This is a genomic window from Litoribacterium kuwaitense, from assembly GCF_011058155.1.
Lineage (GTDB): Bacteria > Bacillota > Bacilli > Bacillales > DSM-28697 > Litoribacterium > Litoribacterium kuwaitense.
The window spans coordinates 88,675-115,493 of record NZ_JAALFC010000002.1 but is presented as its reverse complement, the minus strand read 5'-3'; the positions used below and the strand labels follow the sequence as shown (position 1 = coordinate 115,493).

At 42.2% G+C, this 26,819-nt stretch carries 25 protein-coding genes and 2 pseudogenes; 6 read left to right on the top strand and 21 right to left on the bottom strand.

The genetic code is table 11. The features are described from left to right. The first annotated feature begins 1 nt into the window (after position 1). Positions 2–1,375 carry a TrkH family potassium uptake protein gene (locus tag G4V62_RS02505; protein WP_165199181.1) on the top strand — a complete coding sequence of 458 codons (1,374 nt, stop codon included), beginning with the start codon at positions 2–4 and terminating at the stop codon, positions 1,373–1,375. A 175-nt stretch (positions 1,376–1,550) separates the two neighbouring features. Here G4V62_RS02505 and G4V62_RS02500 read toward each other — a convergent pair whose 3' ends face one another. From G4V62_RS02500 to G4V62_RS02450, 11 genes are all read right to left on the bottom strand, one after another. Beyond that, entirely contained in the window at positions 1,551–2,882 is a 1,332-nt protein-coding gene (locus G4V62_RS02500) for a M15 family metallopeptidase (protein ID WP_165199180.1), read from the bottom strand. Between the two features lie 355 nt (positions 2,883–3,237). Further along, positions 3,238–4,398, bottom strand: coding sequence for a sporulation protein YhbH (yhbH, locus tag G4V62_RS02495; RefSeq protein WP_165199179.1), 1,161 nt, complete (start codon positions 4,396–4,398; stop codon positions 3,238–3,240). A 222-nt stretch (positions 4,399–4,620) separates the two neighbouring features. Then, positions 4,621–6,516: an ATP-dependent protease PrkA gene (locus G4V62_RS02490; protein ID WP_165199178.1), complete on the bottom strand. Its 1,896-nt coding sequence runs from the start codon at positions 6,514–6,516 to the stop codon at positions 4,621–4,623. 339 nt (positions 6,517–6,855) lie between these two features. Next, positions 6,856–7,326 carry a tRNA (uridine(34)/cytosine(34)/5-carboxymethylaminomethyluridine(34)-2'-O)-methyltransferase TrmL gene (gene trmL, locus G4V62_RS02485; RefSeq protein WP_165199177.1) on the bottom strand — a complete coding sequence of 157 codons (471 nt, stop codon included), beginning with the start codon at positions 7,324–7,326 and terminating at the stop codon, positions 6,856–6,858. 86 nt (positions 7,327–7,412) lie between these two features. After that, a complete protein-coding gene (locus tag G4V62_RS02480; RefSeq protein WP_165199176.1) occupies positions 7,413–8,258 on the bottom strand; it encodes an amidase domain-containing protein in 846 nt (281 codons plus the stop codon). A 269-nt stretch (positions 8,259–8,527) separates the two neighbouring features. Beyond that, positions 8,528–8,722 carry a hypothetical protein gene (locus tag G4V62_RS02475; RefSeq protein WP_165199175.1) on the bottom strand — a complete coding sequence of 65 codons (195 nt, stop codon included), beginning with the start codon at positions 8,720–8,722 and terminating at the stop codon, positions 8,528–8,530. A 164-nt stretch (positions 8,723–8,886) separates the two neighbouring features. Beyond that, positions 8,887–9,540 carry a hypothetical protein gene (locus tag G4V62_RS02470; protein ID WP_165199174.1) on the bottom strand — a complete coding sequence of 218 codons (654 nt, stop codon included), beginning with the start codon at positions 9,538–9,540 and terminating at the stop codon, positions 8,887–8,889. Positions 9,541–9,665: 125 nt separating this feature from the next. Next, positions 9,666–10,739: a tetratricopeptide repeat-containing glycosyltransferase family 2 protein gene (locus tag G4V62_RS02465; RefSeq protein ID WP_165199173.1), complete on the bottom strand. Its 1,074-nt coding sequence runs from the start codon at positions 10,737–10,739 to the stop codon at positions 9,666–9,668. 72 nt (positions 10,740–10,811) lie between these two features. Beyond that, positions 10,812–11,546: an ABC transporter permease gene (locus tag G4V62_RS02460; protein ID WP_165199172.1), complete on the bottom strand. Its 735-nt coding sequence runs from the start codon at positions 11,544–11,546 to the stop codon at positions 10,812–10,814. Continuing rightward, positions 11,543–12,259: an ABC transporter permease gene (locus tag G4V62_RS02455; RefSeq protein WP_165199171.1), complete on the bottom strand. Its 717-nt coding sequence runs from the start codon at positions 12,257–12,259 to the stop codon at positions 11,543–11,545. Before G4V62_RS02455 ends, G4V62_RS02460 begins: the two co-directional genes overlap by 4 nt. Next, on the bottom strand, positions 12,243–13,172 hold the full coding sequence (locus G4V62_RS02450) for an ABC transporter ATP-binding protein (RefSeq protein ID WP_212508635.1): 930 nt from the start codon (positions 13,170–13,172) through the stop codon (positions 12,243–12,245). The genes G4V62_RS02455 and G4V62_RS02450 overlap by 17 nt, the downstream gene beginning before the upstream one ends. Before the next feature lie 142 nt (positions 13,173–13,314). On the opposite strand from G4V62_RS02450, the pseudogene G4V62_RS02445 reads away from it, so the two are divergent. From G4V62_RS02445 to G4V62_RS02425, 5 genes and pseudogenes are all read left to right on the top strand, one after another. Continuing rightward, positions 13,315–14,024: pseudogene (locus G4V62_RS02445) on the top strand (response regulator transcription factor). Beyond that, a complete protein-coding gene (locus G4V62_RS02440) occupies positions 14,021–15,091 on the top strand; it encodes a sensor histidine kinase (protein ID WP_165199170.1) in 1,071 nt (356 codons plus the stop codon). The pseudogene G4V62_RS02445 and the gene G4V62_RS02440 overlap by 4 nt, the downstream one beginning before the upstream one ends. Positions 15,092–15,096: 5 nt before the next feature. Further along, entirely contained in the window at positions 15,097–15,399 is a 303-nt protein-coding gene (locus G4V62_RS02435; RefSeq protein ID WP_165199268.1) for an ATP-binding protein, read from the top strand. Positions 15,400–16,057: 658 nt separating this feature from the next. Then, positions 16,058–16,330, top strand: coding sequence for a hypothetical protein (locus tag G4V62_RS02430; protein WP_165199099.1), 273 nt, complete (start codon positions 16,058–16,060; stop codon positions 16,328–16,330). Further along, on the top strand, positions 16,320–16,682 hold the full coding sequence (locus tag G4V62_RS02425; RefSeq protein ID WP_165199169.1) for a type II toxin-antitoxin system PemK/MazF family toxin: 363 nt from the start codon (positions 16,320–16,322) through the stop codon (positions 16,680–16,682). The genes G4V62_RS02430 and G4V62_RS02425 overlap by 11 nt, the downstream gene beginning before the upstream one ends. Positions 16,683–17,119: 437 nt before the next feature. On the opposite strand, the gene G4V62_RS02420 is transcribed toward G4V62_RS02425, so the two are convergent. The 10 genes and pseudogenes from G4V62_RS02420 to queG form a co-directional block, all read right to left on the bottom strand. Further along, on the bottom strand, positions 17,120–17,401 hold the full coding sequence (locus tag G4V62_RS02420) for a hypothetical protein (protein ID WP_165199168.1): 282 nt from the start codon (positions 17,399–17,401) through the stop codon (positions 17,120–17,122). 78 nt (positions 17,402–17,479) lie between these two features. Then, the gene (locus G4V62_RS02415) at positions 17,480–18,373 is read right to left on the bottom strand and encodes a carbohydrate ABC transporter permease (RefSeq protein WP_165199167.1); all 894 of its coding nucleotides are present in this window, start codon (positions 18,371–18,373) and stop codon (positions 17,480–17,482) included. Positions 18,374–18,384: 11 nt separating this feature from the next. Then, on the bottom strand, positions 18,385–19,323 hold the full coding sequence (locus tag G4V62_RS02410; RefSeq protein ID WP_165199166.1) for an ABC transporter permease: 939 nt from the start codon (positions 19,321–19,323) through the stop codon (positions 18,385–18,387). 167 nt (positions 19,324–19,490) lie between these two features. After that, positions 19,491–20,057, bottom strand: a complete 567-nt coding sequence (locus G4V62_RS02405) for a hypothetical protein (protein WP_165199165.1) — start codon at positions 20,055–20,057, stop codon at positions 19,491–19,493. Between the two features lie 29 nt (positions 20,058–20,086). Then, complete coding sequence (locus tag G4V62_RS02400; RefSeq protein ID WP_165199164.1) at positions 20,087–20,977, bottom strand: hypothetical protein; 891 nt, start codon at positions 20,975–20,977, stop codon at positions 20,087–20,089. Between the two features lie 134 nt (positions 20,978–21,111). Then, positions 21,112–22,263, bottom strand: a complete 1,152-nt coding sequence (locus G4V62_RS02395) for a Gfo/Idh/MocA family protein (RefSeq protein ID WP_312855417.1) — start codon at positions 22,261–22,263, stop codon at positions 21,112–21,114. 49 nt (positions 22,264–22,312) lie between these two features. Beyond that, positions 22,313–23,098 carry a type 2 periplasmic-binding domain-containing protein gene (locus G4V62_RS19710; RefSeq protein WP_246218212.1) on the bottom strand — a complete coding sequence of 262 codons (786 nt, stop codon included), beginning with the start codon at positions 23,096–23,098 and terminating at the stop codon, positions 22,313–22,315. A 17-nt stretch (positions 23,099–23,115) separates the two neighbouring features. Further along, the gene (locus G4V62_RS19705) at positions 23,116–23,916 is read right to left on the bottom strand and encodes an extracellular solute-binding protein (protein ID WP_246218211.1); all 801 of its coding nucleotides are present in this window, start codon (positions 23,914–23,916) and stop codon (positions 23,116–23,118) included. A 291-nt stretch (positions 23,917–24,207) separates the two neighbouring features. Continuing rightward, a pseudogene (locus G4V62_RS02385) lies at positions 24,208–25,460 on the bottom strand (dicarboxylate/amino acid:cation symporter). Positions 25,461–25,656: 196 nt separating this feature from the next. After that, positions 25,657–26,799, bottom strand: a complete 1,143-nt coding sequence (gene queG / locus G4V62_RS02380) for a tRNA epoxyqueuosine(34) reductase QueG (RefSeq protein WP_312855416.1) — start codon at positions 26,797–26,799, stop codon at positions 25,657–25,659. Between the last annotated feature and the right edge of the window lie 20 nt (positions 26,800–26,819).

Below are 26,819 nucleotides of genomic sequence, written 5' to 3'. Positions count from 1 at the left end.
GATGGAGGACCAAAGGATGCTTAGACGAAAAAACCGGCACCAAAAATCGGCACCGTTCACAACTTTTCAATTAATTGTGTTGTTTTACTTTATTGCTGTAGCTCTTTCTACAGTCCTGTTAAGCTTGCCTTGGGTGCGTCAAGACGGAGCGCCTTTCGAATTTATCGACACGCTTTTTACAGCGGTCAGTGCTGTATCTGTAACCGGGCTAACGGTTGAAACGATCGGCACGACCTATAATGGCTTAGGATACGTCGTACTCTGTCTGATTTTTCAACTCGGTGGGGTTGGGATTATGACATTAGGTACGTTCGTTTGGCTGATCGCCGGTAAACGGATCGGGTTAAAAGAACGGAAATTAATTATGGCGGATCAAAACCAGCTCAATCTTGCTGGCTTGGTAAAGCTCTTAAAGCAAATTTTAACACTAATCATTGCGATCGAGGCTGTGGGCGGACTCATTCTCTCCATTCACTTTCTACAGTATTACCCTGATTGGCAAACCGCTGCGATGCACGGACTCTTTACTGCCATTAGCGCAACGACAAACGCAGGGATGGATATTACGGCAAACTCTTTACAGCCTTATGCGAACGATTATTTTGTCCAATTCATCCACATCATTTTGATTACGCTTGGAGCGATTGGATTTCCAGTATTAATCGAGGTTAAAAACTTTTTGTTTTATAACCCTGAGAAGTCATTCCAGTTTTCACTCTTTACGAAAATTACGACCGTGACGTTTTTAATTTTGACGGTCATTGGTACAGTATTTATTTTCATTTTAGAAATTGGCAATAGCTTTAAGTCACTGAGCTGGCACCAATCATTCTTTTACAGCCTTTTTCAGTCTGTAACGACACGTAGCGGCGGGATGAGCACGATCGACGTGTCTGTTTTTTCCGAATCGACACAGCTCTTTATGTCTATCCTCATGTTTATCGGTGCCTCACCGAGCTCAGTCGGCGGCGGCATTCGGACGACGACCCTTGCGATCGTCATTTTAACGCTTTTCTTTTATGCTCGAGGGAGAGAAAATATTAAAGTATTTCGGCGCGAAGTATTTTTAGAAGATATCATTCGTGCCTTTATCGTTATGACAACTGGCCTTCTGCTTACGGCAACAGCTGTTATTGTCATTTCTGTTGTAGAACCTTTCTCAATGATTCCAATTCTTTTTGAAGTCACATCGGCTTTCGGAACAACAGGTTTGTCTATGGGGATCACTTCGGAATTACATGCATTAAGCAAATTCATCTTAATGCTGCTTATGTTTATCGGCCGAGTCGGCATCTTCTCTTTCCTTTTCCTCATTCGAGGCGATACGACTAAAGACCATTTCCACTATCCGAAAGAACGAATTATTGTTGGATAAAAAAAGAGCGTGTAGGACAACGTTTATAAAACGCTGTCTACACGCTTTTTCAGCTAAACAATACTCGCTTAAAAAGGAATCCGAAAACAAGAGCGAGACAGGCGTTATGTGTAAGCATCTTATATGGTGAGAAATCGTAAGTGCTTTGCGTTCGTTGGCTAGCGAAGGATTTGACTTATGACTGCTCTTTCTCAAATGTTTTGCTGCCAAATCCTTGATAAAGCCACCATTGCTCAAGCGACCAGCCTTTTTTCTCAATCTCTTCGGCAATGTCCTTTCCTACATAGCGAAAATGCCATTCCTCTTCAGGCTGCCCAGTCCACTCTTGTAAGGAATCAGGATATCTTTGAATAAAACCATGGCTTGCGGCACTTTTTAACGCCCATTCTTTCTCACCTTCATATAAAGGTTTTAGATCAAACGCCTCTCCAGTTTGATGCTCACTTTCTCCTGGCGGCTTACACACGGCGCGAGACGGATTTGTTGTCTCTGCCTGATAAGCCATTTCCTGCACAGCACCTGAACGGTATGCTTTGTGCAACTCCATTGGAATGCCATATCGCTGCCCTTCATACATCCACCGGCTTAAAGCGTGCGCTGCCTCTGAAGTTAACCAATGTTCACCTGCGACATCTTGATTTAAACGAACTAAGTTTAGCGGAACATAGCTTTTTTGTAATGTATTCCACCGATTAATCAGCATTGGCGCGCGCTCATCTCCTTTAAGGGACAAAGGCTGTGAGACAATGCGTTGAATCAGCTGGCGACGATGATAAGGCGTAAATGCTTGAAGGTCGTCCGTATGCTCCCCTTCTGTTAGCATTAACCACTCTTGCAACATATGAACAGTTAAAGAATCAAACTCGCCTGTAATTGGACAGTTAAACCCAATCAGCTGGAGTGCCTCTTGAAGCACTTGGATACTTACGCCCTTATCTCCATAAATGGCACGGTAAGGTAGCTGATAAATTAAAAGTAAACGCTTCGTATCAGGCAAAATCACTTTTCCATGCAATGGACAACGGCACATCAACTCATGAACTGCTGGGATAACGCCACTCTCTTCAAAGGTCAGCTGTTGTCCGTCTGGCAGAGGTAACGCATAAGGTCTTGGATAAATATGCACCGGCAAAGAAAGCATGCGTTGATCGGACTCTTCGGGTCTCCGATGTTCACTTAATATGCCTGCCAGTTCAGGTGGAACAGCTTGACCATCCCAACGATATTGAATATGTGTTATTAGAGATTTCCCTTCTGTTAACGGCATCCTCATGGCTTGTTCATTCCCAGGCAGGTTTGCGAGTAGTAATGGACCTAGCATGACTTTTACAGCTTCGGGCTTTTGATCCGGTAAAACTCGATCAATGTAGGTATACACTTTTTTGAACCAAGGGGAAGAACGCTGCTTGCTTTTTGTCCACTCATCAGCAAATTCAACATCGATATTTTCACGCACATGGATAACGAGCTGTTTTCCTTGCCACGAATGTCCAACCACATCGAACATAAATCACACCTCCTCCTCATTTTTAATGTTAGTGTGACACGTTTCTTGCGATTATATGAGGAGGAGGTCTTTACTTTAAAATCAATCAAAAGGTCGATGATGAAACAATTTCTTATCGATTCGACTTGATTGTCACATTTGTAAAATTGACCCAGATCGACTGAGATCAACGTGATCAATAAGCTTTTTAGGGTCAGAGTAAAATTCGAGTTTTTCTCAGCTCTTTTTTAGCATCGCTTGGAACCCTTTCCATTTCTTTTCAGCCTAGCTTGAAATCGCTTCGTTGCCTAAGCGCGAATTAAACCTATTGTTCATGACAGTATGGATGCAAGCGTTTAGCAATAGGATAAAGCGTTTAGGCCTCTTTACGTTGCTGCTCGTTCGTAAAAAAATGCTTCATTGCCGAAAATACATCTGCTTTCCTCTTAAGAATATAATGACGATATTTCGGATGATCTATGTGTCGATACGCGCTCATTAATGTCGAATGTCGCTGATACTGATTAACTTCACCGTAGCCAAACATATTTGATACGCTCATTAATTCATTGACGAGCTTTACACACCGAGGATTATCTGAAGTTAAGTTATCTCCATCTGATATATGAAAAGGATAAATATTATAGGAAGAAGGTGAATATTGGTCATCAATCAGCTCAAGTGCTTTTAAATATGCGGAAGAGCAAATTGTACCGCCACTTTCCCCTCGTTGGAAAAACTCCTCTTCGGTGACGACTTTGGCTTTTGTATGGTGTGCAATAAATACGATTTCGACGGTTTCATACTTCGTTCGTAAAAATCGAGTCATCCAAAAGAAAAAGCTGCGCGCCATATATTTTTCCCACAATCCCATACTTCCGCTCACGTCCATCATCGCTAATACAACTGCTCGCGAATCTGGTTTAATAACCTCATCCCACGTTTTAAAGCGAAGGTCCTCTGGATAAATTGGATGAAATGCCGGCTTACCTTGCAATGCATTACGCTTAAACGCTTGCATCATCGTCCGTTTTTTATCGATATTCCCCATTAACCCTGTTTTGCGAATATCTGTAAAAGCAATATCTTCTATCGTCTCTTCTTTTTCGTCCTTTTCTTCTAAATTCGGTAATTCCAACTCTTTAAATAATGCTTCTTCTAAGTCAAGGAGAGATACTTCCGCTTCATAATAATCTTCCCCTTCGCTTTCTCCAGCACCGCTTCCCTGACCATTACCTTTTTGTGAGCCGTCACGAGCGATCACATCCCCGACTTGACTGTCGCCATCTCCTTGGCCGACATGTTTATTCTTTTCAGAATTGTAACGTATACGGTATTCATCCAAGGAGCGAATCGGTATTTTCACGACGTCTCTGCCATTCGACATAATGATATTCTCTTCTGTGATGAGGTCGGGCAAATTGTTTTTAATGGCTTCTTTCACCTTTTCCTGATGCCGCATCTGGTCATCATGGCCTTTTCGGTGGAGTGACCAGTCTTCCTCAGAGATCACCCAGCTGGCCGCCTTCTCTTTCAATGGGCCCCCTCCTTATCTCCATCTTTCCTATTTTGTCTCTTCACTTCATCAATAGCAAACGAAGAGGTACCTTTATCGTATGCGCCAGGAAGTCTTTCCTGTATAGGCGCTTTCGTCGTTTTAATAAATATACACCTTCACCCGAAAATTTGACTGTCCATTGAATAAAAAGGCAGAGCCTTGTTGCGCATTTGGCTCTGTCCTTCATCCTGCTGAAAATTCTTAACGATTGAGCAAGCTTCCGACATAGCGGAGCAAATCATTCGCAGACGTCGAGTTATACCCATGCTGATCGGTAAGACGAGCTATGACGTCATTAATTTTCTTTAATTGTTGCTCATCTGGTGTTTTCGTTGACGTCGTAATTTTTACAACGTCTTTTAAATCGGCAAAGAGTTTTTTCTGTATCGCTTCTTGTAAACGTTCGTGCGATTGATAATCGAACTTTTTGCCTTTGCGAGCGTATGCTGAAATTCGGATGAGTATTTCTTCGCGAAACGACTTTTTCGCATTTTCAGATATGCCGATTTGTTCTTCAATAGATCGCATTAGCTTTTCATCTGGATTCATTTCCTCGCCTGTCAGTGGGTCTCGAAGCTTATTTTTGTTGCAATAGGCTTCGACATTGTCTAAATAATTGTCCATAAGCGTTTTCGCTGATTCCTCGTATGAATAGACAAATGCTTTTTGCACTTCTTTTTTCGCAATTTCATCGTACTCATGCCGCGCCATCGAGATAAAATTTAAATAGCGCTCCCGATCGTCTTCGGAAATGGAGGCATGATTGTATAAGCCATCCTTAATGCTTCTTAGTACATCTAACGCGTTCACGACAGGGACGTCTTTTCGGATAATACACGAGGAGATCCGATTGATGACATAGCGTGGGTCAATCCCGCTCATTCCTTCGTTCGGAAACTCCTGCTGTAATTCCTCAATATCGACTTCGTTAAAGCCTTCGATCTCCTCACCATTGTACAGCTTTAATTTCTTCAGCAAGTCTGCACCGGACTTTTTCGATTCTTCCAGACGGGTGAGAATCGTAAACATGGCTGCAACTTTTAATGTATGTGGCGCAATATGGACATGGGCCATATCACTTTCGGCAATCATTTTTTGGTAAATCTTTTCTTCTTCATCAAGCTTAAGGTTGTAAGGCATTGCCATAACGATCATTCTTGATTGTAGGGCTTCATTTTTCTTATTGCTAATAAACGAATTGTATTCGGCTTCATTCGTGTGCGCAACGATCATTTCGTCTGCACTGATGAGCGCAAAGCGACCGGCTTTAAAATTTCCCTCCTGAGTTAATGAAAGCAGGTGCCAAAGGAATTTTTCATCACACTTGAGCATTTCTTGAAATTCCATGAGTCCTCGATTGGCTTTGTTGAGTTCACCGTCAAAACGATACGCCCGAGGGTCTGATTCTGAGCCATATTCAGCAATCGTTGAAAAATCGATACTGCCGGTTAGATCGGCAATGTCCTGAGATTTTGGATCGGAAGGCGAGAACGTCCCGACACCTTTGCGCTTTTCTTCAGACAAAAGCACTCGTTCGACTTTAACGTCTTCAATCTTACCGTTATATTCTTCTTCGAGACGCATCATATTTAAGGGCGATAAATTGCCTTCAATACGAACGCCGTACTCTTTATAAAAGTCTTCCCGTAAGTGCTGTGGAACGAGATGCAGTGGATCCTCGTGCATTGGACAGCCTTTAATCGCATAGATAGCACCGCGATCAGTGTGAGAGTATTTTTCAAGTCCACGCTTCAGTATCGTCACGAGCGTCGATTTTCCACCACTGACAGGCCCCATCAGCAGCAAAATCCGTTTTCTAACGTCAAGACGTTTCGCAGCTGGATGAAAGTATTCCTCAACAAGCCTCTCCAAAGAATCTTCAATGCCAAAAAGCTGATCTTCGAAGAAATGATACACTTTTTTCCCATCTTTTTCGGTAATGCCAGCATCTTTAATCATATGATAAATGCGGGAATGAGCGGATTGAGCGACTTCAGGACGTTCCTTCACAATTTCCAAATACTCAGCAAATGTGCCTTCCCATTCGAGCTCTTGTTCTTTTATTCTGGATTCTTGAATTTTTTTCAGTATACTCATGCGAACCTCCTTGTCGGTCTTGGGTCCTTCTTTTCAATTACTCTCACTCTATGCAGAAATAACGTACGGCATGACCGATGAGTTTGCTCTTCTGTGATTAAACGTTCACAACAAGGGAAAAGTATCGTATAATACTAGGCGAACATGCCCTACATAAGGAGGGAATTTAAATGAGTTTTATCCTTATTCTACTCGTCATGTTAGCCTTCTTGGCATCTATTTTTACCGCAGGGTACAACGATCCACCAAGTGCGCTAAGACGGAAAAGCAAGTAAATCCATACAAAAAAGAGCTCCTGCATGAACAGAGAAGCTCTTTTTTGTTTCATTTTATTAATCATTATTCCATGTCAGGAAAACCCTGCTGCCGCATCGCTTCGTAGATCATGACGCAAGCGACATTTGACAAGTTTAATGCCCGCACCTCGCCTGTCATAGGCATGCGTAAGCATTTGTCTTCATGCGCTTTTATCACTTCGGGTGGCAATCCAGTCGATTCTTTGCCAAAAATAAAGACTTGGTCCCGTGGCTGATCAAATGAAAAGTCACTATAAAATTGTTTTCCATGCTTTGTCAGCAGATAAAAATCGGCACCAGCGAGCGTGGAAAAAACTTCGTCTAAGCTGTCATGGTAATGAATATCTACAAAATCCCAATAATCTACACCCGCGCGTTTCAACATGCGGTCTTCTGTCGAAAATCCTAACGGCCGAACTAAATGAAGCGGTGTTTGCGTCGCCGCACACGTTCTGGCTATATTCCCTGTATTGGAAGGGATTTCTGGCTGATATAAAACGATATGGTTCGCCACACTTCTACATCTCCTTCATGTAAGCATACCCATGTATTATACCACCCAAAACGCCTCATAGGGAGGGCGTTATCCACCTATATTCATTACACGATATGAAAAAATTTATATTGAATGTTCGGCGTGTACGCTGTTGAATCTTCGTAAGCCCAATACCGATTTCGACTGTTGTACGTATGCGCGTTGACGAGCGGCTCACCATATTCATCAAAATTCGTCACAATGGTATTGTGATCCCACCGCCCATTCCCATCAAAGTCATAACAAATCACATCACCGAGGTGTAATTCAAGCGGTGATTCAACCTCAATCCCTCTTAGCCCTGATGTCGAACCACTTAAATACCAACGCATTGAGTGGGCGACGGCCCAGCTATAGCTCCAATTGTCATGTGTATACCACCACCCTTGCGCGCGGTCTGGCTGTCCCCGCATCGGTGCCCCACCTGCACGTAAACATTGCGATATATAATTTGTGCAGTCGACTTCAAACATACGATAGGCAGGGTTGTAACTATTCCACCACATGTCTGCATAACGGACAGCCTCGCGCCGATCGTAGTGAAATCTGGACGACCTGATTGTTTCGTCTGTATTTCCCAATAAAACCGGAAGTGCTTCTCTGTTTTCAGCCACGTGTTGACTGGGGATGTCTTCTCCTTTCGTAAATACTCTTGGCTCAACGCGTTCTTCTTTATAATAGCGACCACTTTTCCCTTGATACAGCCAATGGATGTGAGCTTGGTAAGGTAAATGGTCTGCCGAATCCGGCTTTTGGTCAGATGTATGAACAGACACGTTTGCTTTTACGAGCTGCATGTCACGTTTTCCTAATGACTCCCGAATGCGTAAGTATTCCTGATCGCCCTCGGCTTTTTTCCCTGTAAGTATATGAAGCCGCTCTGTCCAAATCGATTGTAATGCTTCTTGCATCGTTGACAAACCTCCCTTCAAAATACACATATGCAAATGTGATTTGTCCAACACCGCTCTTCAGAAAAATAAGTGTCCGTTTCATATTTAAAAGAAAAATGTATGAATCATGCCTCAAACTTTTGCTACCGATGTTGACCCACAAATTCCGCAAAAGAACCTGAACAACTTGTCCAGGCTCCTTTCACAAATCATGTGTTAACGGTGTCTCTTTTTCTTCTTTTTACAACACTTATGGTGATGATTGTTATTATCATCATCTTCATCACCTAGTACTTCAAAACAAACGAGCTTGCGTACATTTCTTCTGCGTCGGCGACGACGGCAGCCACATCCGCTTTCCTCTTCCTCCTGATCGTCATCATCATGACACCAATCCCACCAATTTGATGAAGACTCATCATGATGGTGACAATGCTTATGGCACTTTCTCCTACGACGACGCCCTTCTTCTTCCATTTCAAATCCCATATTGCATCCTCCTTTGCTTTCGTCGGAAGGACCGACGTACAATATTACTTTATGCGACAGAGGAAAGACTGCTTTGGCGTTGTCCTATTTTTTGGAGAATTGATTCATTTTCCTAATTTTAAAAGTCTGGAGGGATTCCCCAGACTTTTAAAGGTTTTTATCGGTACTGTGTTGCAGTCAATGTTGTGTTTGAAACTTCAAGCTCTTCATCTAATAGCAGCCCAGCTGATACTTTTAGAATTAACGTATAAACGACACCATGTTTTTTGCTCAAATAATCAATGGCATCAATTGGTAGGGTCCCATCATCCCATCTCTCTAGTTTTTGTGAATAGACGATTTCCCCATACATTGGATCTTGATATTTATTTGACTTACGAATCATTAACGTTGCATTGGTTGGTCTTGTGTCATAGTCCACAAAAATAGAGCCCGATAAATAGACAACATCACCTTTTTTAGAATGATCCAATTCAACTTGACAAATCACTTCTTCTTTTGTCATGTTTTTTGGCGTATCAATTTTTAGCGTACCTTTTTGCTGACAACTTTGAAAATCCACCAATTCTCTCCCACCCCCATCGCAGTGATCATGATGACCATCGTGACAATGAACATGGTATTCTACGACGTTATCTTCTTCATTGGAAGAACAAGACTCATTGTGGTCACAGCAACATGATTCTGAAGACTCTACAGACTCTTCACTTTCACATGGATGAAAATGATGTTTTTTATGGCAGTGACAATGTTTTTTGCGACGACGGCTTTGTCTGTTTCCTGCAGCATTGGCTTGGAAATATCGTTTCATTTGCATACACTCTCCTTTTCCCGGCAGTTATTCTGCCGTTTGCTTGTATCTTATGTGTTCTAAGGAGAGGGTGCATCGTCGACTACCTAGTCCACGTTAAAAGTATGCGGCTATCATGCAGCCGTTCAATTTCCTTTCAAAAAGCTTTCGTTATGAAGCACGCTCGGGTGCGTCGGCTGATATTTTTTTGAAATCTTATGATACTTTTTAGCCATTTTTAAGTCGTTTAACCGCCAATAGCAAACGACGAGCTGAAGCGCTGGATACCAGGAAGAAAAAGCAAGCATATTAAATCCGGGCAGTTCTTTTCCTTCGTAAGAAAGTGCGTGGCGGTACCAAAAAGCAGCGATGTCAAATTGTTCTCTTTCAATAAAATAGTCCCCGACTTCACAACTATGCTGTGGCCGTGGAATTTCGTATGAGAAAGACCGCAGTACGGCGTGTAAAGCGGCTTCTTTATCTCCTTGTTGCTTATAATTGTCGGACATGCATAAACATGCGCGTATCTTGTCCTCAACCCACCCATTCTTCGTCTGCAAAAATTTTTCATAGAACTGGTTAGACCGTTCAGCTTGTTGATGATCTTTTAATTCATTGGCAAAATAATACAAGTCACGCGGCGTCATTTCTTCGTTTTTTTCGAGCATCCGCTCGTAGATCTTTAAGTTTCGGTCTTTTGGCAATTGATTTGTCTTTTTGTTTTTTTGATGGGTAATCGCGATGTCAGACTCTACAATATGGCCGCCAACGGCTAAATATTCATGAACCGCCCCATGCCACCGAAACCCATTTTCGCGTTTCACTAAACGATTTCTTCGATACTCAAAGCTCACGTTACCGTTCTCATCAAACATTGTATGATAAAACATGGAGACCGCATCGACCTCGGGGGCTAACTGTTTTTTTAATGCCAACAACTTCACCCGGTCTTTTTCAAGCAATAGATCATCTGCATCTAGCCATAATATGTATGGCTTCGTCGCTTTCGCAAACGCTGCGTTACGTGCTTTTGCAAAGTGATCGACCCATTCAAAATCATAGATGCGATCGGTAAATCGTGCGGCCACCTCTTTCGTTCGATCGGTCGATCCGGTGTCCAAAATATTAATTTCGTCAGCAATGCCTTTGACAGATTCTAAACAATCCCCTAAAACTTCTTCTTCATTTTTGACAATCATACATAGGCTGATTTCAATCATGAGAAAACCTCCGTTCTCCTTTCTCATCCACTTCATCTCAGCCTATGCGCTTTCTCTTGATATGTGTGGGTGTCAGTACGCCTTCCGCAGCGTATAACCGATCCCTGCTGCCATGCATGTGATAAAGCCAACGGTCACTACAAGAAGAAGTGTCGTTCGATCAGCCATAAAACTTGGCAAATCTGCACTAAACACCATCGCTAAAAAAGGTTGTGCCCACGGGTAGAATGGGCCAAAGTCTTCGGAGTTAACGATGAGAATGTTCGGCAAAACCGCCATGACATTTACTGCAAACGAAGCCGCAAAACTCTTCCAGGCCATTGATAAAAGAAGCTGCAGGGCAGCTAACGGCCAGACAGCTAACCAGCTGAGCACTAACGCTACACTTAAGCTTTGCCATTCAACATGACCGTTCAACGGTCCTACATATGCGCCCGCAACGACACCAGCACCAAATATCAGCTGACTCACGCCTAATAAACTAATCATGACTAACCATTTGACAATAAAAACATACGGCTTTTTCACCGGGAGAGACATAAGCTGTCGCCATCCTCCAGCAAGGTGCTCGAACCGACATAAAAAAGCGGCCAGAACGCCTGTAAGCAACGGAAAAAATAATAAGCCATAAGGCAGTACTGTAAAAGAAAAGCGTAGAATAAACGCCTCGCGCAAGCCATTGGGAACGTCTATCGGCATAGATGAAAAACCCATGATGATCAAGCCGATGATGCCTCCGATAGTGCAAAGGGAGATCACCTTTGAGCGCTTAAGCTTTTTCCACTCTGACATCCACAGCCGTCTCATGAAGAGACCTCCTTTTTCGATACGTATATGAGGCTAGCGAACAAAATGATCATTGAAACGCTAACTGCCATCGTTAAAACCATTAGTTGTTTGTCTTCCATAATCATCACAGCCCTCGGCCATCCCCAAAATACGAACGACACTTCCCTCATAGACATTCCAACAATCATTCCGAGCGAACCTACCACTAACGGAAGCGCCTGATTTTTAATGGCCACGGACAGCCACAATTGAAGCGAGAGCACTGGCATCGCTCCAAGTATGGGGAAAAAACTATACGTAACGATCGAGACTAGGGGAGCCTTTTCCCAGCCAAACCCGAGCGTCCCGCCAAGGATATACGTCCCCACTGCAAGCCCTGCACCCGCTAGAAGCATTAAACATATGGAAACCAACCATTTTGCTAGGTAAAGACGCCACCGAAACAGGGGCAGGGCATAAAGCTGTTTCCATTGATCACCTTGATGCTCGACACTTGCCAAGATCGATGTCAGCAAACAAGCCCCTAACAAAATTGACGGCACAGCCAGAGCACTCACTTCCCACAGCACACCCTGCCACAAATGCTCTTCATAGATATGTGTCAGCCAATCGTACCGGAGGAGAAAGTTAAGACTTTCCAACCCGATCACGCCTGCCGGTCCAAGGAACAGCAAAATCCATAATCCGTGCCGTTTAGTCTTGAGCCATTCAGCTTTAAAGCATTTCCACATCGCCCGCTGCCCCTTTCTCGGTCATTTCAAGAAAGATCGATTCTAACGACTGGGCTTGCTCCTCGACGCGATAAATAGACAGGCCGACCTCCACGAGAAAACGAATGATCAACGCTAACTCCTCATCCTGAATGGCACGAATGACAATCCATTCCTCTTGATTCCGCGGCTGAAATCCATGATTTTCAAGGAATTGCATTGCCTTATCTTGATTGTTGACGCGCAGACGAATCGTTTTAGATGAACGAGCCCGAAATGCTTCGATGGTCCCTTCAAACAGCATTCTTCCCTCATGTAAAATGCCGACCTGCGTCGCCATCTGGTCAATTTCCGAAAGCAAGTGACTGGACACAATGACAGTCATTCCTTTTTCCGGCAAGGTTCGAATCAGTTCACGAATTTCTTGAATGCCTGCTGGATCGAGCCCATTTGTCGGCTCATCGAGAATTAGAAGGCGTGGCTCACCTAAGAGTGCCGCGGCAATCCCGAGTCGCTGCTTCATTCCTAAAGAAAATCCTTTCACGGGACGATTCGCTTCCTTCGTTAAATCAACGATATTGAGAACCTCATCAATGGCAGACGCAGGAAGCCCTCTCAACGTACAAAGGATATCCAAGTTTTCATAGGCACTCAAATGTCCATAATAAGAAGGGGTTTCGATCAATGAGCCAACTTGTTTAAGTACCTCTACTCGATCCTTGGACACCTGGTTCCCTAAAATAGAAATCTGTCCTTCACTCGGCTTGATCAGCCCTAGCAACATTCTCAAAGTCGTCGTTTTCCCTGCACCATTCGGACCTAAAAATCCGTAAATGTCGCCTTCCTTAACTTTAATATCAACGTTGTTGACGACGTTTTTTGACCCAATGGTTTTGACCAATCCTTTTGTTTCAATCACATGTTCCACCTTCATCACCTCTGTCCCCATTGTAGAAACAGGACTTTAAAGAGGAGAGAACACTTGTTTAAAACAAGGTTAAATTTCAAATTGTTTTTTGGTTAAATACAGTCATATCAAGTGTTTGACCAATCAGATGTTTTTGCAAATCTCCAAAATGAACGATACGATAGATGAAAAGGCGGTGAAGGTTTTGACACATATACTTTATATTGAAGACGATCGAGATATTGGCGAATGGCTGACGGAAGAGCTGAGTCAACATGCGTATTCTGTCCAATGGCTCAAAGATGGCGACCAAGCAATGGAGAAGGCAAAGGAAGCAGATGCCATTTTGTTAGACGTCATGCTTCCAGGTCTTGATGGGTTCTCCCTCGGTCAACGTTTGAAAAAACGTACCCTGAGACGCCCATTATTATGATCTCAGCCCGAACAGCAGTCGATGATCGTCTGCAGGGTCTGTCCTTTGCTGATGACTATATTACAAAGCCTTTCCACCCCGAGGAAGTCGCCGCACGGCTTCAAGTCGTTCTCCGCCGTGTGCAGAAGGCTGACAAAGGACAATTAACATTGCACCATCTGCAAATTAACCTCGCGACGCAGCAGGTGATTCATACAGATACGAAGGAAGAGATTGTCTTAAGCGGGAAACCGTATCATATTTTTCAATTTTTGCTTCGCCACTTGAACCAAATTTTAACGAAGGAGCAAATTTACGAAGGCGTATGGAAGGAACCGTACATTGCCGGCGACAAAACGTTGATGGTGCATATTCGCCACCTCCGAGAACGGATTGAGAACGACCCAAGCAATCCTCAAATTATTGAGACCATTCGCGGGGTCGGCTACCGCATTCGCCAGACATGAAATTTCACCAGTCATTGCTCGCGCGCTATATGCTGCTGATCATTTCTGCCATTTTATTTATTCCGTTCATTATGCCGTTCCTCTATATCATTATCGCTTACGTAATTTCTCCTTTAGGAGAACCACCACAACGCACAACAGGAGATGACATCGAGGAATTCTGGCACGAGCAAGTCACTGCCATTAACTCTCCCGAAAGCGACATGAACACATTACAGCACGTGGTTGCTGAAAGATTTAGCGAAGCGAGGGTTTATTGGATTGACGCTGAAGGCTATACACGCGGCATCGAACCGCTTCCGGAAGGTGTCCCCAGCCAGTGGTCAGCTGGAGATACGGCCGCTTTTATGAAAAAACGTACAGGGTATGATGCTGATCCTTTTACAGTCGTCAGTTTTTTTCAAAACGACCCTGCCCAAGGGATGGCCATCATTGAAATGGAGCGCGCCTCTTTAAAAATATCAAATCAACCCCTCTCTGGCGCCTATGAATCCCTTTATCTCGTGCTCATTATTTTCGTGCTCGTCTTATTCATTATTTTTTCCGGTTTGTTTTTCTATCGCATTCGGAAGCGCCTCCTGACATTGCAGCGGGCGATGCAAACGAGAGATGAAGACACCGGCCTCCCTCATGTGATTCGACAAGGGAAAAAAGACGAGATTGGTCTCCTGGAAAATTCTTTTAATGAAATGATTTTTGAAATTCAGACGAGTCAACAACGGGAAAAAGAAGAAGAAACACTAAGACGATCGCTGATTGCCAACATTTCACACGATCTAAGAACACCTTTAACAGCACTAAGGGGACAACTCTTTCGCTTAAAAAAAGAAACGCACGGGGAAAATGCACAGGAAACCATCACACGCATGGACGATAAAATATCTTATATTGATGCGTTGGTTGATAATTTGCTGTCTTATGCACTGCTCTCAAGCAACAAATACCCTTTTCACCCTTCGTCACAAGATGTATCAAGAAGGTTGCGCGAAAGTATTGCCGATTGGTATCCTGTCTTTGAAAAAGAAGGCTTCCACATTGAAATCATTCTCTCAGAAGCACCTTTTTAGCCCGCATTGATCAGCAATGGCTGCAACGAATCGTTGACAACCTTTTTCAAAACGTTTTACGGCACGCTCATGAAGGCAAATATGTAGGCGTTCAATCTGAAAGGGTGGCTGGAGGACTGATGGTCAATATCACCGATCACGGTCCGGGACTAAAAGCTTTATCAAAAGCGAGCGGTGCCCACGTCGGCTTGTCTATCGTAAGGGTCATGGCAGAAAAAATGGATATCCGCTTCTCGATCACATCTGACGAACACGGTACAAAAGCTACCCTCTTTTTTCCAGAGCTACTTTACTCTAAAAACGGATAGGGAGAAGCACGTGGCTCCTGCTTCTCCCTATCCACATTGGCTAAAGCAGTCCCACCACATTTAACCTGATCTTTTTCACAATCTTTGTAATGATCACTTGACAGCTTGATTAACTATGCATACCGCAACTTGATAGTAATCTTCAGCGGCTGCAGGAGTCTTTCCAGTCATAAACTGAACCAGAATGGGTTTAATCATGGCATACCTGTGTCATTGAAGTTTTCGGATGTTTCTTGTTCTGGTGCAGCCTGCTTCTTATTACTACATCCTGCTAACACCATTGCGAATGGATATAATCCAAATGGACAAAAATGTGCCAAACTTCATGTACAACACTCCCCAATTTCCTGACACCTCATGTATGTTGTTTGAATAAGATATTGATACTGAAGAGATGAAGGGCTATCATTATACCTATATTTTGTAGTAAAATATAAGGGATACGGAGAACAAAGTTTATGGAGATTAAGTTTTAATCTAAAGCTGAAGAGGTTGCTTTTAATCAATGTTTCTTCTCCAGAGAGAGAAGAAACACACCTGAAGAAATTAGGGTTCGGGAGGGATTAAAAGCTCTTCGTAAAATGAAAAAAACTGCTAATGTCAAGCATCCAATTGATTGACCTGCTAGTTTGAATAAAGGGTAAAAGGTTGTGGAATTATGAATACTACAACAAGAGGTGTAAAGCTTAAAGTTTCCAGTAGAAAAGGAAGGATTAAAGCAAAAAGAAAGCCGTACTCCACAAATTTTAAAAACAGAGGAGTTGGTGTTTCCGTGTGTGAAAAAAGCATATCCCAAATTGAGTCTGAATTAGGGTTGGACAAATTAAAACCTATTCAATTGTCTGCTGATGATCAGGAAGATGCAGACGTTAAAGGGGATACATTTAGAGATCTTTACGAAGAGGAGTTGCGAAACTTCTATGAGTCGTAAGGAGAAGATGGAAAAACTCGCTGAAGATCGGCGAAATGCTGATCAAGGCGATTTTTTCTTTGTCGGCATATACCTCTCAAATGGTAAGCCTACGAAAAGACCTGTATTTGTGGTTGGGAAAAGACTCGATTCAAATGACTCAAAAGATGTTATCGTATGTATGTGCACCACTAAACCTAAAAGAAGCAAGTATGACATAGAAGTAACTTTTAGAGAGAAGTCAGTTGTGAGAACTAATAAGATCTACACGGTTAGCAAAGAGCTTCTTTTGTTTAAATTACCCCAACGTTTAGAAAAACATGAAGTGAGAAAAATTGTGTCGTCTGCAAACAAAGCCATTAAACTGAAATAGTTGAATATACATACTAAAATGAAATTGCTGTTTCATTGAGATTTTTCAAACTTTACAATCCTCTGTTTTACTGGATTGTTTTTTTAATGCGTTGAACAATAAAAGCTTTGCTACAGTTTTCTTTAGCTGAGGAGAAGGAATGGGGCGTATTATGTATTATAGTGAGTCTAGCTACATTTTTCAAAAATGACAAGATATAATTGGGACAATCAAGAGTTTTGTGTAAAATACTATCGAGCAAAAACTGTCTTTATTCTAGCGTTTACAGCATGATCATTCTCTGTCTTCTCGCGCGCTTCTTCAGATTCAAAGCACCACTCCTACAGCATCACTATTAATGTTAGGAGAAGCACGTGGCTCCTGCTTCTCCCTATCCACATTTGCTACATCGGTCCCACCACATTTGACCTCGTCTTTTTCCCAATCCTTTGTAATGATCACTTGACAGCTTGATTAACCACTTGTTGTCTAAACTTGAAAAGATCAACGGATTCGCCGTTATTCTTGCGCGAATGTTCAGCCGCAAAGGTCATCATATGGCTTTCCGCAGATGTTTCTGCTGATGTCAATTCTTGCTCTCCTTGGAACCCCGTCACTTCGTGTAGAAAATCCCTCATGATGCCTCCGTCCCCACCATCATGCCCTGGCTTTGATCTTTGTAAGCGAATTTCTTTTTGGTCTTTTGTCAAGAAAATCATAGACCGACGAGTTTCGCTCACCGTTTCTAATTTCTTCCTTCCTTAACCATGCTTTATCACAAGATTCATCTTATTATAACGCCGACACTTAAAGAGCTCTTATTCTTTCACTGAACCAATTAAGACCCCTTTAACAAAAAACCTTTGTAAAAATGGATAAATGAGTAAAAGTGGCAAGGAAGATACAATCATGACAGCGTATTTAATCAAGGAAGCTGTTTTGACTTGGTCTACGAGCGATTGCAATTGCCCTACTTCCATGGCGCCTTCCTGTCCAACCTCATTGACGATGAGAATCTGTCTAAGAATCAGCTGTAACGGAAACATATTTTCGTCGGAAAGATATATCAAGGCATTAAAATATTGATTCCATAAACCGACGCCATGGAAAAGAGCCATGACAGCAATGATAGGTAATGATAATGGAATGACGACTTTAAAAAAGATCGCAAAATCAGAAGCACCGTCGATTTTAGAAGCCTCTACTAATTCATATGGAATGGTTTGTTTAAAAAAAGCACGTGCCACGAGTATTCCCCAAGCACCGACAATGTTCGGTATGACAAGCGCCCACACAGTGTCGACCATCCCCAACGATTTAACAACCATATACGTTGGAATAAGACCGCCACTAAACAGCATTGTAAATAAAATAAACCAAACAAAAAACGTCTTAGCCATGAGCTCTTTTCTTGATAGCGCATAACCACATGGGATGAGTACGATCAAATGTAAGATTGTCCCGAGAACAGTATAAAAAATCGTATTTCTGTATCCAGTCCAAATGGCGTCATTTTCAAACACACGCTGATAACCTTCAAAGGTAATACCAGTTGGCCACAGCCACATTTCTCCAGAACTCACTGCCAAGGGATCACTAATTGATGCACTTAGTACAAAAATCAGCGGATAAGTGATCATAACAACAATCACCAGTAAGAAAGAGGTATTTATTATGTCAAAAGTTTTGTCAGATAAACTAAATCGCCGCATGAGACTCCCTCCTACCATAAGCTATTTTCACTCGTCTTTCTGGCGATTTGATTCATCGTAACGATGAGAATGACATTGATCACAGAGTCAAACAAACCTATCGCTGCGGCGTAACTATACTGGCCTTCGACGAGACCGCTCTCATAGACAAAAGTTTGAATCACATCAGACGTCGAAGAATTTAACGAGTTTTGCATCAATAAAATTTTTTCAAATCCAATCGACATAAAATTTCCGAAGTTTAAAATCAATAGAACAACGATTGTAGGAATAATCGCCGGAATATCGATATTCCAAATTCGCTGCAGACGAGTTGCTCCGTCTACTTTTGCCGCATCATGCAGTTCTGGATTAACACCAGCAAGTGCCGCTAAATAGATAATTGAGCTCCAGCCTAACGATTGCCATTCACCAGACCAGACATAAATGTGTCTGAACCATTCTGGGCTTTGCATAAACTGTATTGGCTCTCCGCCAAAAAATACAATTAGATTGTTGACTAGGCCTGTTTCTGGATCAAGAAATACAACAATCATCCCAACAACCACAACTGTTGAAATAAAGTGAGGGGCATAGGTCAGGGTCTGCGACCATTTTTTAACGGTCCCATTCTTCACTTCATTTAAAGAGATCGCTAGAATGATTGGCAATGGGAAAAGGGCTAATTGATATAAGTTAATCAGAAACGTATTTTTCAATAATCTCCAAAAATAATATGAATCAAAAAAACGGATAAAATGATCAAAACCAACCCATGGACTTCCCCAAATCCCACTTGTCGCATAAAAGTTTTTAAACGCAATTTGCGCGCCATACATAGGCACATAATGAAAAATAGTAAAATAAACGATGGCAGGAGCTAGTAATACGTACAATTGCCAGCTTTGTACAAAACGTTTCTTGATGGTTGTACGATCTCCAAATTGGACAGGGTGATCTGTCACGTCCATTCTTCTATTTTTTTTATCATACGAAATTAAACTCCTTCACTGTAGGGGACAGACACCACTTCACCTCCGTCCCCTTTCATAGCATTCATATCTCATCAAAAAGGGATACGTTTTACGTATGTGAACGAAGAAATCTTTATTTACACGAAACACTGATCTTGGAAAGTTTAATTCTCGAAGACAACCTTTCTCCAACCTTTAAAAACACCATTGGTCTGAATATTAGCAAAATAAATATCGCCGGATTCGCTAATGTTACATTGCAACTGCCTTCTGCCGGAATAACTCTTAGTGATTGTATAAATTTTGACTTCACTCCCTTGGACTGGTGCATTTGTTGCTGAAGTCGTTTCATATACACCTGGATTTGTCTGGAAAGGGTCAAATTGATTTTCTGCTTGAACAGCATATGCTCCCCCAATGTGACTCCACCCTTTCCATGTCTCCGATGCATTCGTATCATAGTAATTTGCCCAGACTATGCCCCCATAGTCCTGTCCTCTTATCTCTGCTAAAGAAGCTACGCCCTCCGCAGTAAGCGTCGTCACAAAAATCGTACCTCGTATCGATCGGCCACCGATCGGGGAATTGACAGCATTGCCATTGCAGAAGAACGTGTATAATCCTTTATTCTTAATCGAAGCCACAGCTTCATAAAAATCCTCTCCCGTTGTTACATACACAGAGGGTGTCCCGTCGCTTTCGATGATTTGTAACGCCGCATGTTCCTTCAATGGATTGTAACCTTTATACACTTGCCGGCTTATATTCGTACCATTTGAAGATCACCTAATTTAACAATACTTGCCTTCCCTTGTGAGCAAGGAAATAAGATCGGGTAAGTACGCCCGTCTTCAGTGATCCAAGATATACCTTCACACTCAACTTGAAGATTTGTTGAATCTGGGTTTCCTCCGATGAGCGTGATGATCTCTTTAGAGTCATACGAAGCCTTATGGACCAAGCGTCCATTTAAATCCAAAACTGACATTGATAGATACTCTACTCCCTGACCTAACAAAATATAATCATCAATCATCGTGATGCCTTGTACTTTATTAATAAACATTTGCTCATGAAGAAATTGAACTGTTTCTACTAAAACAGGATCCCCCGCAACGACCGAGGCAAAATCATATAAGAAGACACCATCCATGTTCGCGTTTGGGTCTTTTAATGGGTCTTCATTTCTTCCACACAAAAAATATTTATGATGGTTATCTACACCAACTTTAAAGTTCCCTTCCATAGAGAATTCTTTTTCCATTTGTCCTGTGTCAAAATTGAAAATACCGAACTTTCCATATCTATCAACTGGAACGATGAAGCACAGCTGCTGAGACGAATTCCGAAAATACACAAGTCCTTCAAGATACACTCTTACACCAATAGGAACGGATTGATTTCTTAATAATTGTTGCGTGTTTAAATCGTATTCGTAGATCATTTGGTCTTGATACTCACCGGACGTTTGTCGCGAAATATAAAACCTGTCATTTTCAAGATCAATTGTTGCCCCTTGAGGGTAGCGGCTTCCCGCCCCGCTATGAATGGTTGTCACGCTTTGGGCTAGGAGTCTTTGAGAGTCATAGTGCGCAAAGCATCTACAGTTTGAATCTTGGGTCGTTTTCATTTTTTGCACTTCATTGCTCATCATTGCTCTCCACCTTTCTTGTTGGCTTCAAGATCCATGACTTTATTTTTAAATGTTAATAAATCAACAGACTCACCACAGTTTCTTCTGGAATGCTCAGCTGCAAACGCCATGATGTGACTTTCTAGTGATGCTTAAGCTGATGTAAGCCCTTGACCCCCATGAAATGAGCGGATTTCCTGCAAAAAGCTTCTCATGATGCCTTCGTCTCCACCTGCATGACCTGACGTCGGTCGCTCCATCTGAATATTCTTTTTTCTATTCGTTAAAAAGTCATATACAGTAAAGGAATGGTCTTTCATATACCCTCGAATTTCGCCCTTCGTTCCCATAATCTGAACACTTCGTGAAGTATCGTGAGTAAAGCCGCACATACTAAAAGTCGCTGTTGCCCCTCCTTGAAATTCAAAGTTGACAACCTGATGATCGACGACATTATTGTCCGTTTGATAGACACATTTACCATAAGGCCCTGTTTTTAGAGCTTCTAAAACACCTGCACGTGACGTGTCGCTTGTGATTTTCTTTAAAAACGTGTCGCTTTTGTTTGCATAATATCTCGGTGCATAATAGGAGCAATTTGCCTGAGCGGGACAGCCATCCAGGCAGTATGGTGTTGCGCCTATAGGTGCATTTTCTTCACTAAAATGCATGAGGGAACCAAAGGAACTAACTCGCCTGCAAGGCTTCCCAATGAGCCAAGAAATGATATCTAAGTCATGAGATGATTTTGCTAGTATCATCGGGCTCGATGTCTCTGAATTTCTCCAATTGCCTCGCACATAACTGTGAGCCATATGCAGATTGCCTACATTTTCGTTAAGCTGAATAGAAACAATATCACCAATTTCACCACTGTCGACGACTTGTTTAACTGCTGTCCAAAATGGCGTATATCGAAGTACATGGCAAATGGAGAGCTGCTTACGATAACGCTGAGCAGCTTCCACCATTTGGATGCATTCGTCGAGCCGAGGAGACATCGGCTTTTCAACAAGCACATGATATCCCCTCTCCAAAGCACGAATTGTTGGTGCATAATGCAATGTATCCTGTGTTGTGATGATGGCCACTTCAGCCAATTGAGGCTGAGCAAGTATCTGTTCCCATGAAGAAAACGCTTGCTCTTGAGGAATATCATACTTATCAGCAAAATCTCGGCGACGCTTTTCGTCTGGATCGGCAATGGCTACAATATTGAATTCGTATGGGTACTTCAACGCGTATTCGCTGTACGCATTTCCTCGGTTTCCAGCCCCTAAAAGAATTGCTGAGATTTGTCTCACTCCATTTTCCTCCACTCGCTTTTAATCTCTTCTGTAACATGAAGATTTATCATTCAGAGCTATTTGTGTATCGCTCATATGCAGTTTCGTAAATTTCCATGTATCGATCCAAGCCCATTTTCTTAATTTGCTCTACATATTGATCCCACTCTGATAATGAAATATCGCCAACGATAAATTTATCGCGCATTTCAGTCACGTATTTTTCAATATCATCCGCAAGCGCAGTTAATTCCTGACTTTCTTCGGCTGTATACGTAAAAGCCGGCCACGATTCTTCTGGGAAATAAGGAGCCAATTGTTCTGAAGCTGCTAAAAATTTTTCTGAGGTTTCTGCGCCTTTAAAAAATTCCTCCTTTACAATCCCTGGATAACCACCTCCAAGCCATGTAATATATGGTTTGAGTGCCTGCTCCATCGACAAGCCATCTGGATTGTTTTTAATGTTATCTACGTAATCAATACGCCCGTCTTCTTTTGCTTCATATGATTCGCCTTCTATCCCCATGAAGTATTGTTTTGCTCCTTCGTCACTATAAAAATAGTCCATCCATCTCAATGTAGCAGCAGGATTTTTATTTCTATCCGTCAACACAAATGCATCAATTCGTACTAATGGTGTACCTTTCATGTTGAATTGTTTAAAGCCATCCGGGCCTTCTAATGCTGGCAGAGATATAAAATTTTTTGCTCCAAATTGCGTTTCTGGACTTTTACTCACCGTACTACCATAAAGTCCGTTTGACCCTGTAGCATTGTACTGATTTATCTCAATAGAAAAAATATTCTGCTGAATTAAGCCTTCACTGTATAACTTGTGAAGATATCCAATCATTTTTTTGTAATGATCATCTATCGGAAAAACCGCAATTCTCCCGTATTTGGATCAGTATCTACATAATTATGGTGATAACCCCGATTTCCTAACCCGAAAGAACCTTCTATTAATTCAACTATTCCGCTAATTCCTTTCCCGCCATACGGAATTTCATCCGCTTTACCGTTGCCATTCAAATCCGTTGTACTTACAGCTTTTAAGTATTCGTAGTATTCATCCGTCGTTTCAGGGAGGTCCATGTTTAATTGTTCCAACCAATCCTGTCTAACCCAGCCTACCCCTGACATTTGTAATGCATCAAAAGAATAGATTGTTGGCAGAGAGTATATGTGTCCGTCTGGCAATGTCAACCCTTGCTTCACCGACGGATACTCTTCAAAGCGCTTTTTTAAGTTAGGCATGTGTTGGTCAATTAAATCATCCAATTGGAGAAAGACCCCTTGCTTAGAATATTTAGCTAAATCAGTGACAGGAACTCCTGCGGAATAAAATACTTCTGGATAATCTCCACTCGCTAAAGCGAGATTCCTTTTTTCTTTTAGTCCTGCTTTTTGTACCAATCCCCAATCAATTTGAATATTTGTCATCTCTTCGTACTTTTCCCATACCGCGACTTGATTGTAATCTTCCGCGGTCGTAGGAGCCTTTCCAGTCATAAACTTGATCTTAATGGGTTCATTTACAATAGGCATGCCTGTGTCATTAAAGTTTTCGGATGCTTCTTGTTCTGTTGCAGCTTGATTATTATTACTACAGCCTGCTAACGCCATCGAAAAAGATAGAATACATATGGTCAAAAATGTGCCAAACTTCATGTACAACACTCCCCTCAATTATATATGACATCGATGTCAATAGAATACTACCAATCATATTTGCTTTCGTCAATTGAATTTACGAAAAATTCAAATTCGACGATCTTCTGTTTACCTTTGTTTCCTTGCTTATTTGGTCACATTTTCCATATGACTTTAGTTAAGTATTTCTTTTGTTTAGTAATTTAAAATTTACATATTTAACATTCTCTTCTAGTTATTCTAAAACGGTTTCTTCTCTCCCATAAAAAAACGAGCCAACTTTCGGCTCGTTTTTAGGATAAGTTCCTGTTATGAAGTCGGCTCAGCTGATGCATGATCACTGTCTGTCTTCTCGCGGGCTTCTTCAGATTCGGAGATGATCACCGCTCCGACAGCATCACCAGTAATGTTCAGTGACGTCCGAATCATATCAAGGATACGATCCACACCGATAATCAAGCCAATGCCCTCTACTGGCAAATTCACTTGATTCAATACCATCGCCAGCAAAATGAGACCGACGCCTGGCACCCCGGCTGTCCCAACACTAGCAAGTACAGCTGTCAGCACAACCATCAGCAGATCAACAAATGATAAGTCAATGCTGTACGCCTGAGCAATAAAGACCGTCGCCACCCCTTGCATAATCGCCGTACCGTCCATATTAATCGTTGCCCCTAGAGGCTGCACGAAACTGCTAATATTCTTCGGAACCTTTAAACGATCTTGTGCCGTCTCCATAGAGACTGGAAGTGTCGCTGAACTACTCGATGTACTAAATCCAACGACCATTGCCGGATAGAAATTTTTGAAAAAATGGATTGGATTCTTCCTCGTAAAAAACGTAATCGCACCACCATACGTAATAATGGCTTGAAGTATGAGCGCGAGAATGACAACGCCAACATAAGCAAACATCGCACCCATCGCTGAGATCCCTGAGCTACCGATTGCAGAAACGATCAAACCAAAGGTTCCATAAGGTGCAAAACGCATAATTAAATGGACGAGAAACATCATAATTTCATTTCCTTGCTCGAGCAAGCGCGTAATGCCTTCTGTTTTTCGCCCAAGAACGGCTAGAGCAAGACCGATAAAAATAGAGAAAGCAATAATTTGTAACATGTCGCCATTTGCCAATGCTTGTAATGGATTAGAAGGAACAATGTTCAGCAGAGTGTCGATCACAGAAGGCGCTTCTTCTGCTGAATAGGTTTGTTGTTCTTGAGAAAAATCCCCAACTTCTCCAGGTTTAATGATGGAAGCAAGTGAAAGACTTAAAATAAGCGCACATGCCGTAGTGATGAGAAAATACGTAATGGTTTTGACACCAATACGGCCGAGCTTCTTCGGGTCACCAAGATTGGCAACGCCGAGAGTGATGGAAAAAACACGATGGGCACGACGAGCATATTAATTAAGTTAAGAAAAATTTGACCGAGTGCATTAAATACATACGTATCGAGTGTAGTAAACACATCATCGCTGACGGTGAGGTCAAATATGATACCTACAATAATACCGGCGACGAGAGCAATTAAAATTTTTACAGCCAAATCCATACCCTTACGCTTTTGAGTATTAGACGTATTCATAGCACACCTCCACAAAACAATATTAACCACTGATCATCATAAATACCCTAAAATTCATGATGATATGCATGTCCAATTCATATTTTACCGCTTACATTTACGTCATCAATGGGCTAATATGCCCTTTTTTGTAAAAAATTGGTGTTTGATTCCACAAAAAAGCCTACGCTTCTTCCTCTCTTTGAAAGCGTAGACCTTTAAAAATTTCTTCACGTACCTCTTCATCTTCTTCAACATCTAGCTGTTTTTCTAAAAACTTGACAGCTTCCGGATCAGTGGTAATTTTGCCGATAGCCCAGGCTGATGTTCCGCGAATGACTGGACGCGGATCTTTTTTAACGAGTTCCATCAGCTTCGGCACAGCACCTTCATCTTTATAAAGCGCCAAGGCTAAAATCGCATTACGCTGAATCGGTTTTTTACCCCGCCATGAGCCTGACATCGCACCATACGTCTCTTTAAATTGTCGGTTTGAAATATCAAGCAATGGCTTTAGAAGCGGCTTCACTTTTTCAGGTTCAGGCTCGAATTCTTCCTGTGTATGAAAATCGACACCTTTATTTTTGGGACATACGGTCTGACACGTATCACAACCGTATAAACGATTACCAATCACACGACGGAATTCGTCTTGCAAAAACCCTTTTGTTTGGGTTAAAAAAGAAATACAGCGTTGAGCATTTAACTGCCCTCCTTGAATAAGTGCATCGGTCGGACAAGCATCAACACAAATATTACAATCACCACAACCGTCCTCAATCGGCTGATCTGGTTCAAAAGGAATGGACGTAATCATCTCACCTAAATAAATGTACGAGCCAAACTTCGGTGAGATAATCGCACAGTTTTTTCCACTAAAGCCGATGCCAGCCCGTTCAGCTACAGCCCGATCAGATAGCTCGCCTGTGTCTACCATTGACGTGACATAGGCATCTGGCATTTTTTCAAGCACATAAGCTTGAAGCTTGTCCAATCGATCCCTTAGCACCGTATGGTAATCTTCCCCCCAAGACGCACGCGCAAAAATGCCACGTGGATCTTTTTTCGTACTCCTTGGCGGATTTTTCATTTTAGACGGGTAGGCTAAGGCGATGGAAATGATTGATTTTGCCTGCGGAAGGAGCAGCTCCGGATGTGTCCTCTTTTCTATGTCAGGCTCCTCGAAGCCAGACTGGTAATTCAACGCTTGTTGCGTTTTCAGACGTTCTTTTAACGTTAGAAAGGGATCGGCCGAAGCAAAGCCAATTGAATCAATGCCGATCTCCTGACTATAGCGAATGATGTCTTCCTTTAAAGCTTTATTCACTTCGACAGATACCTCCTTAT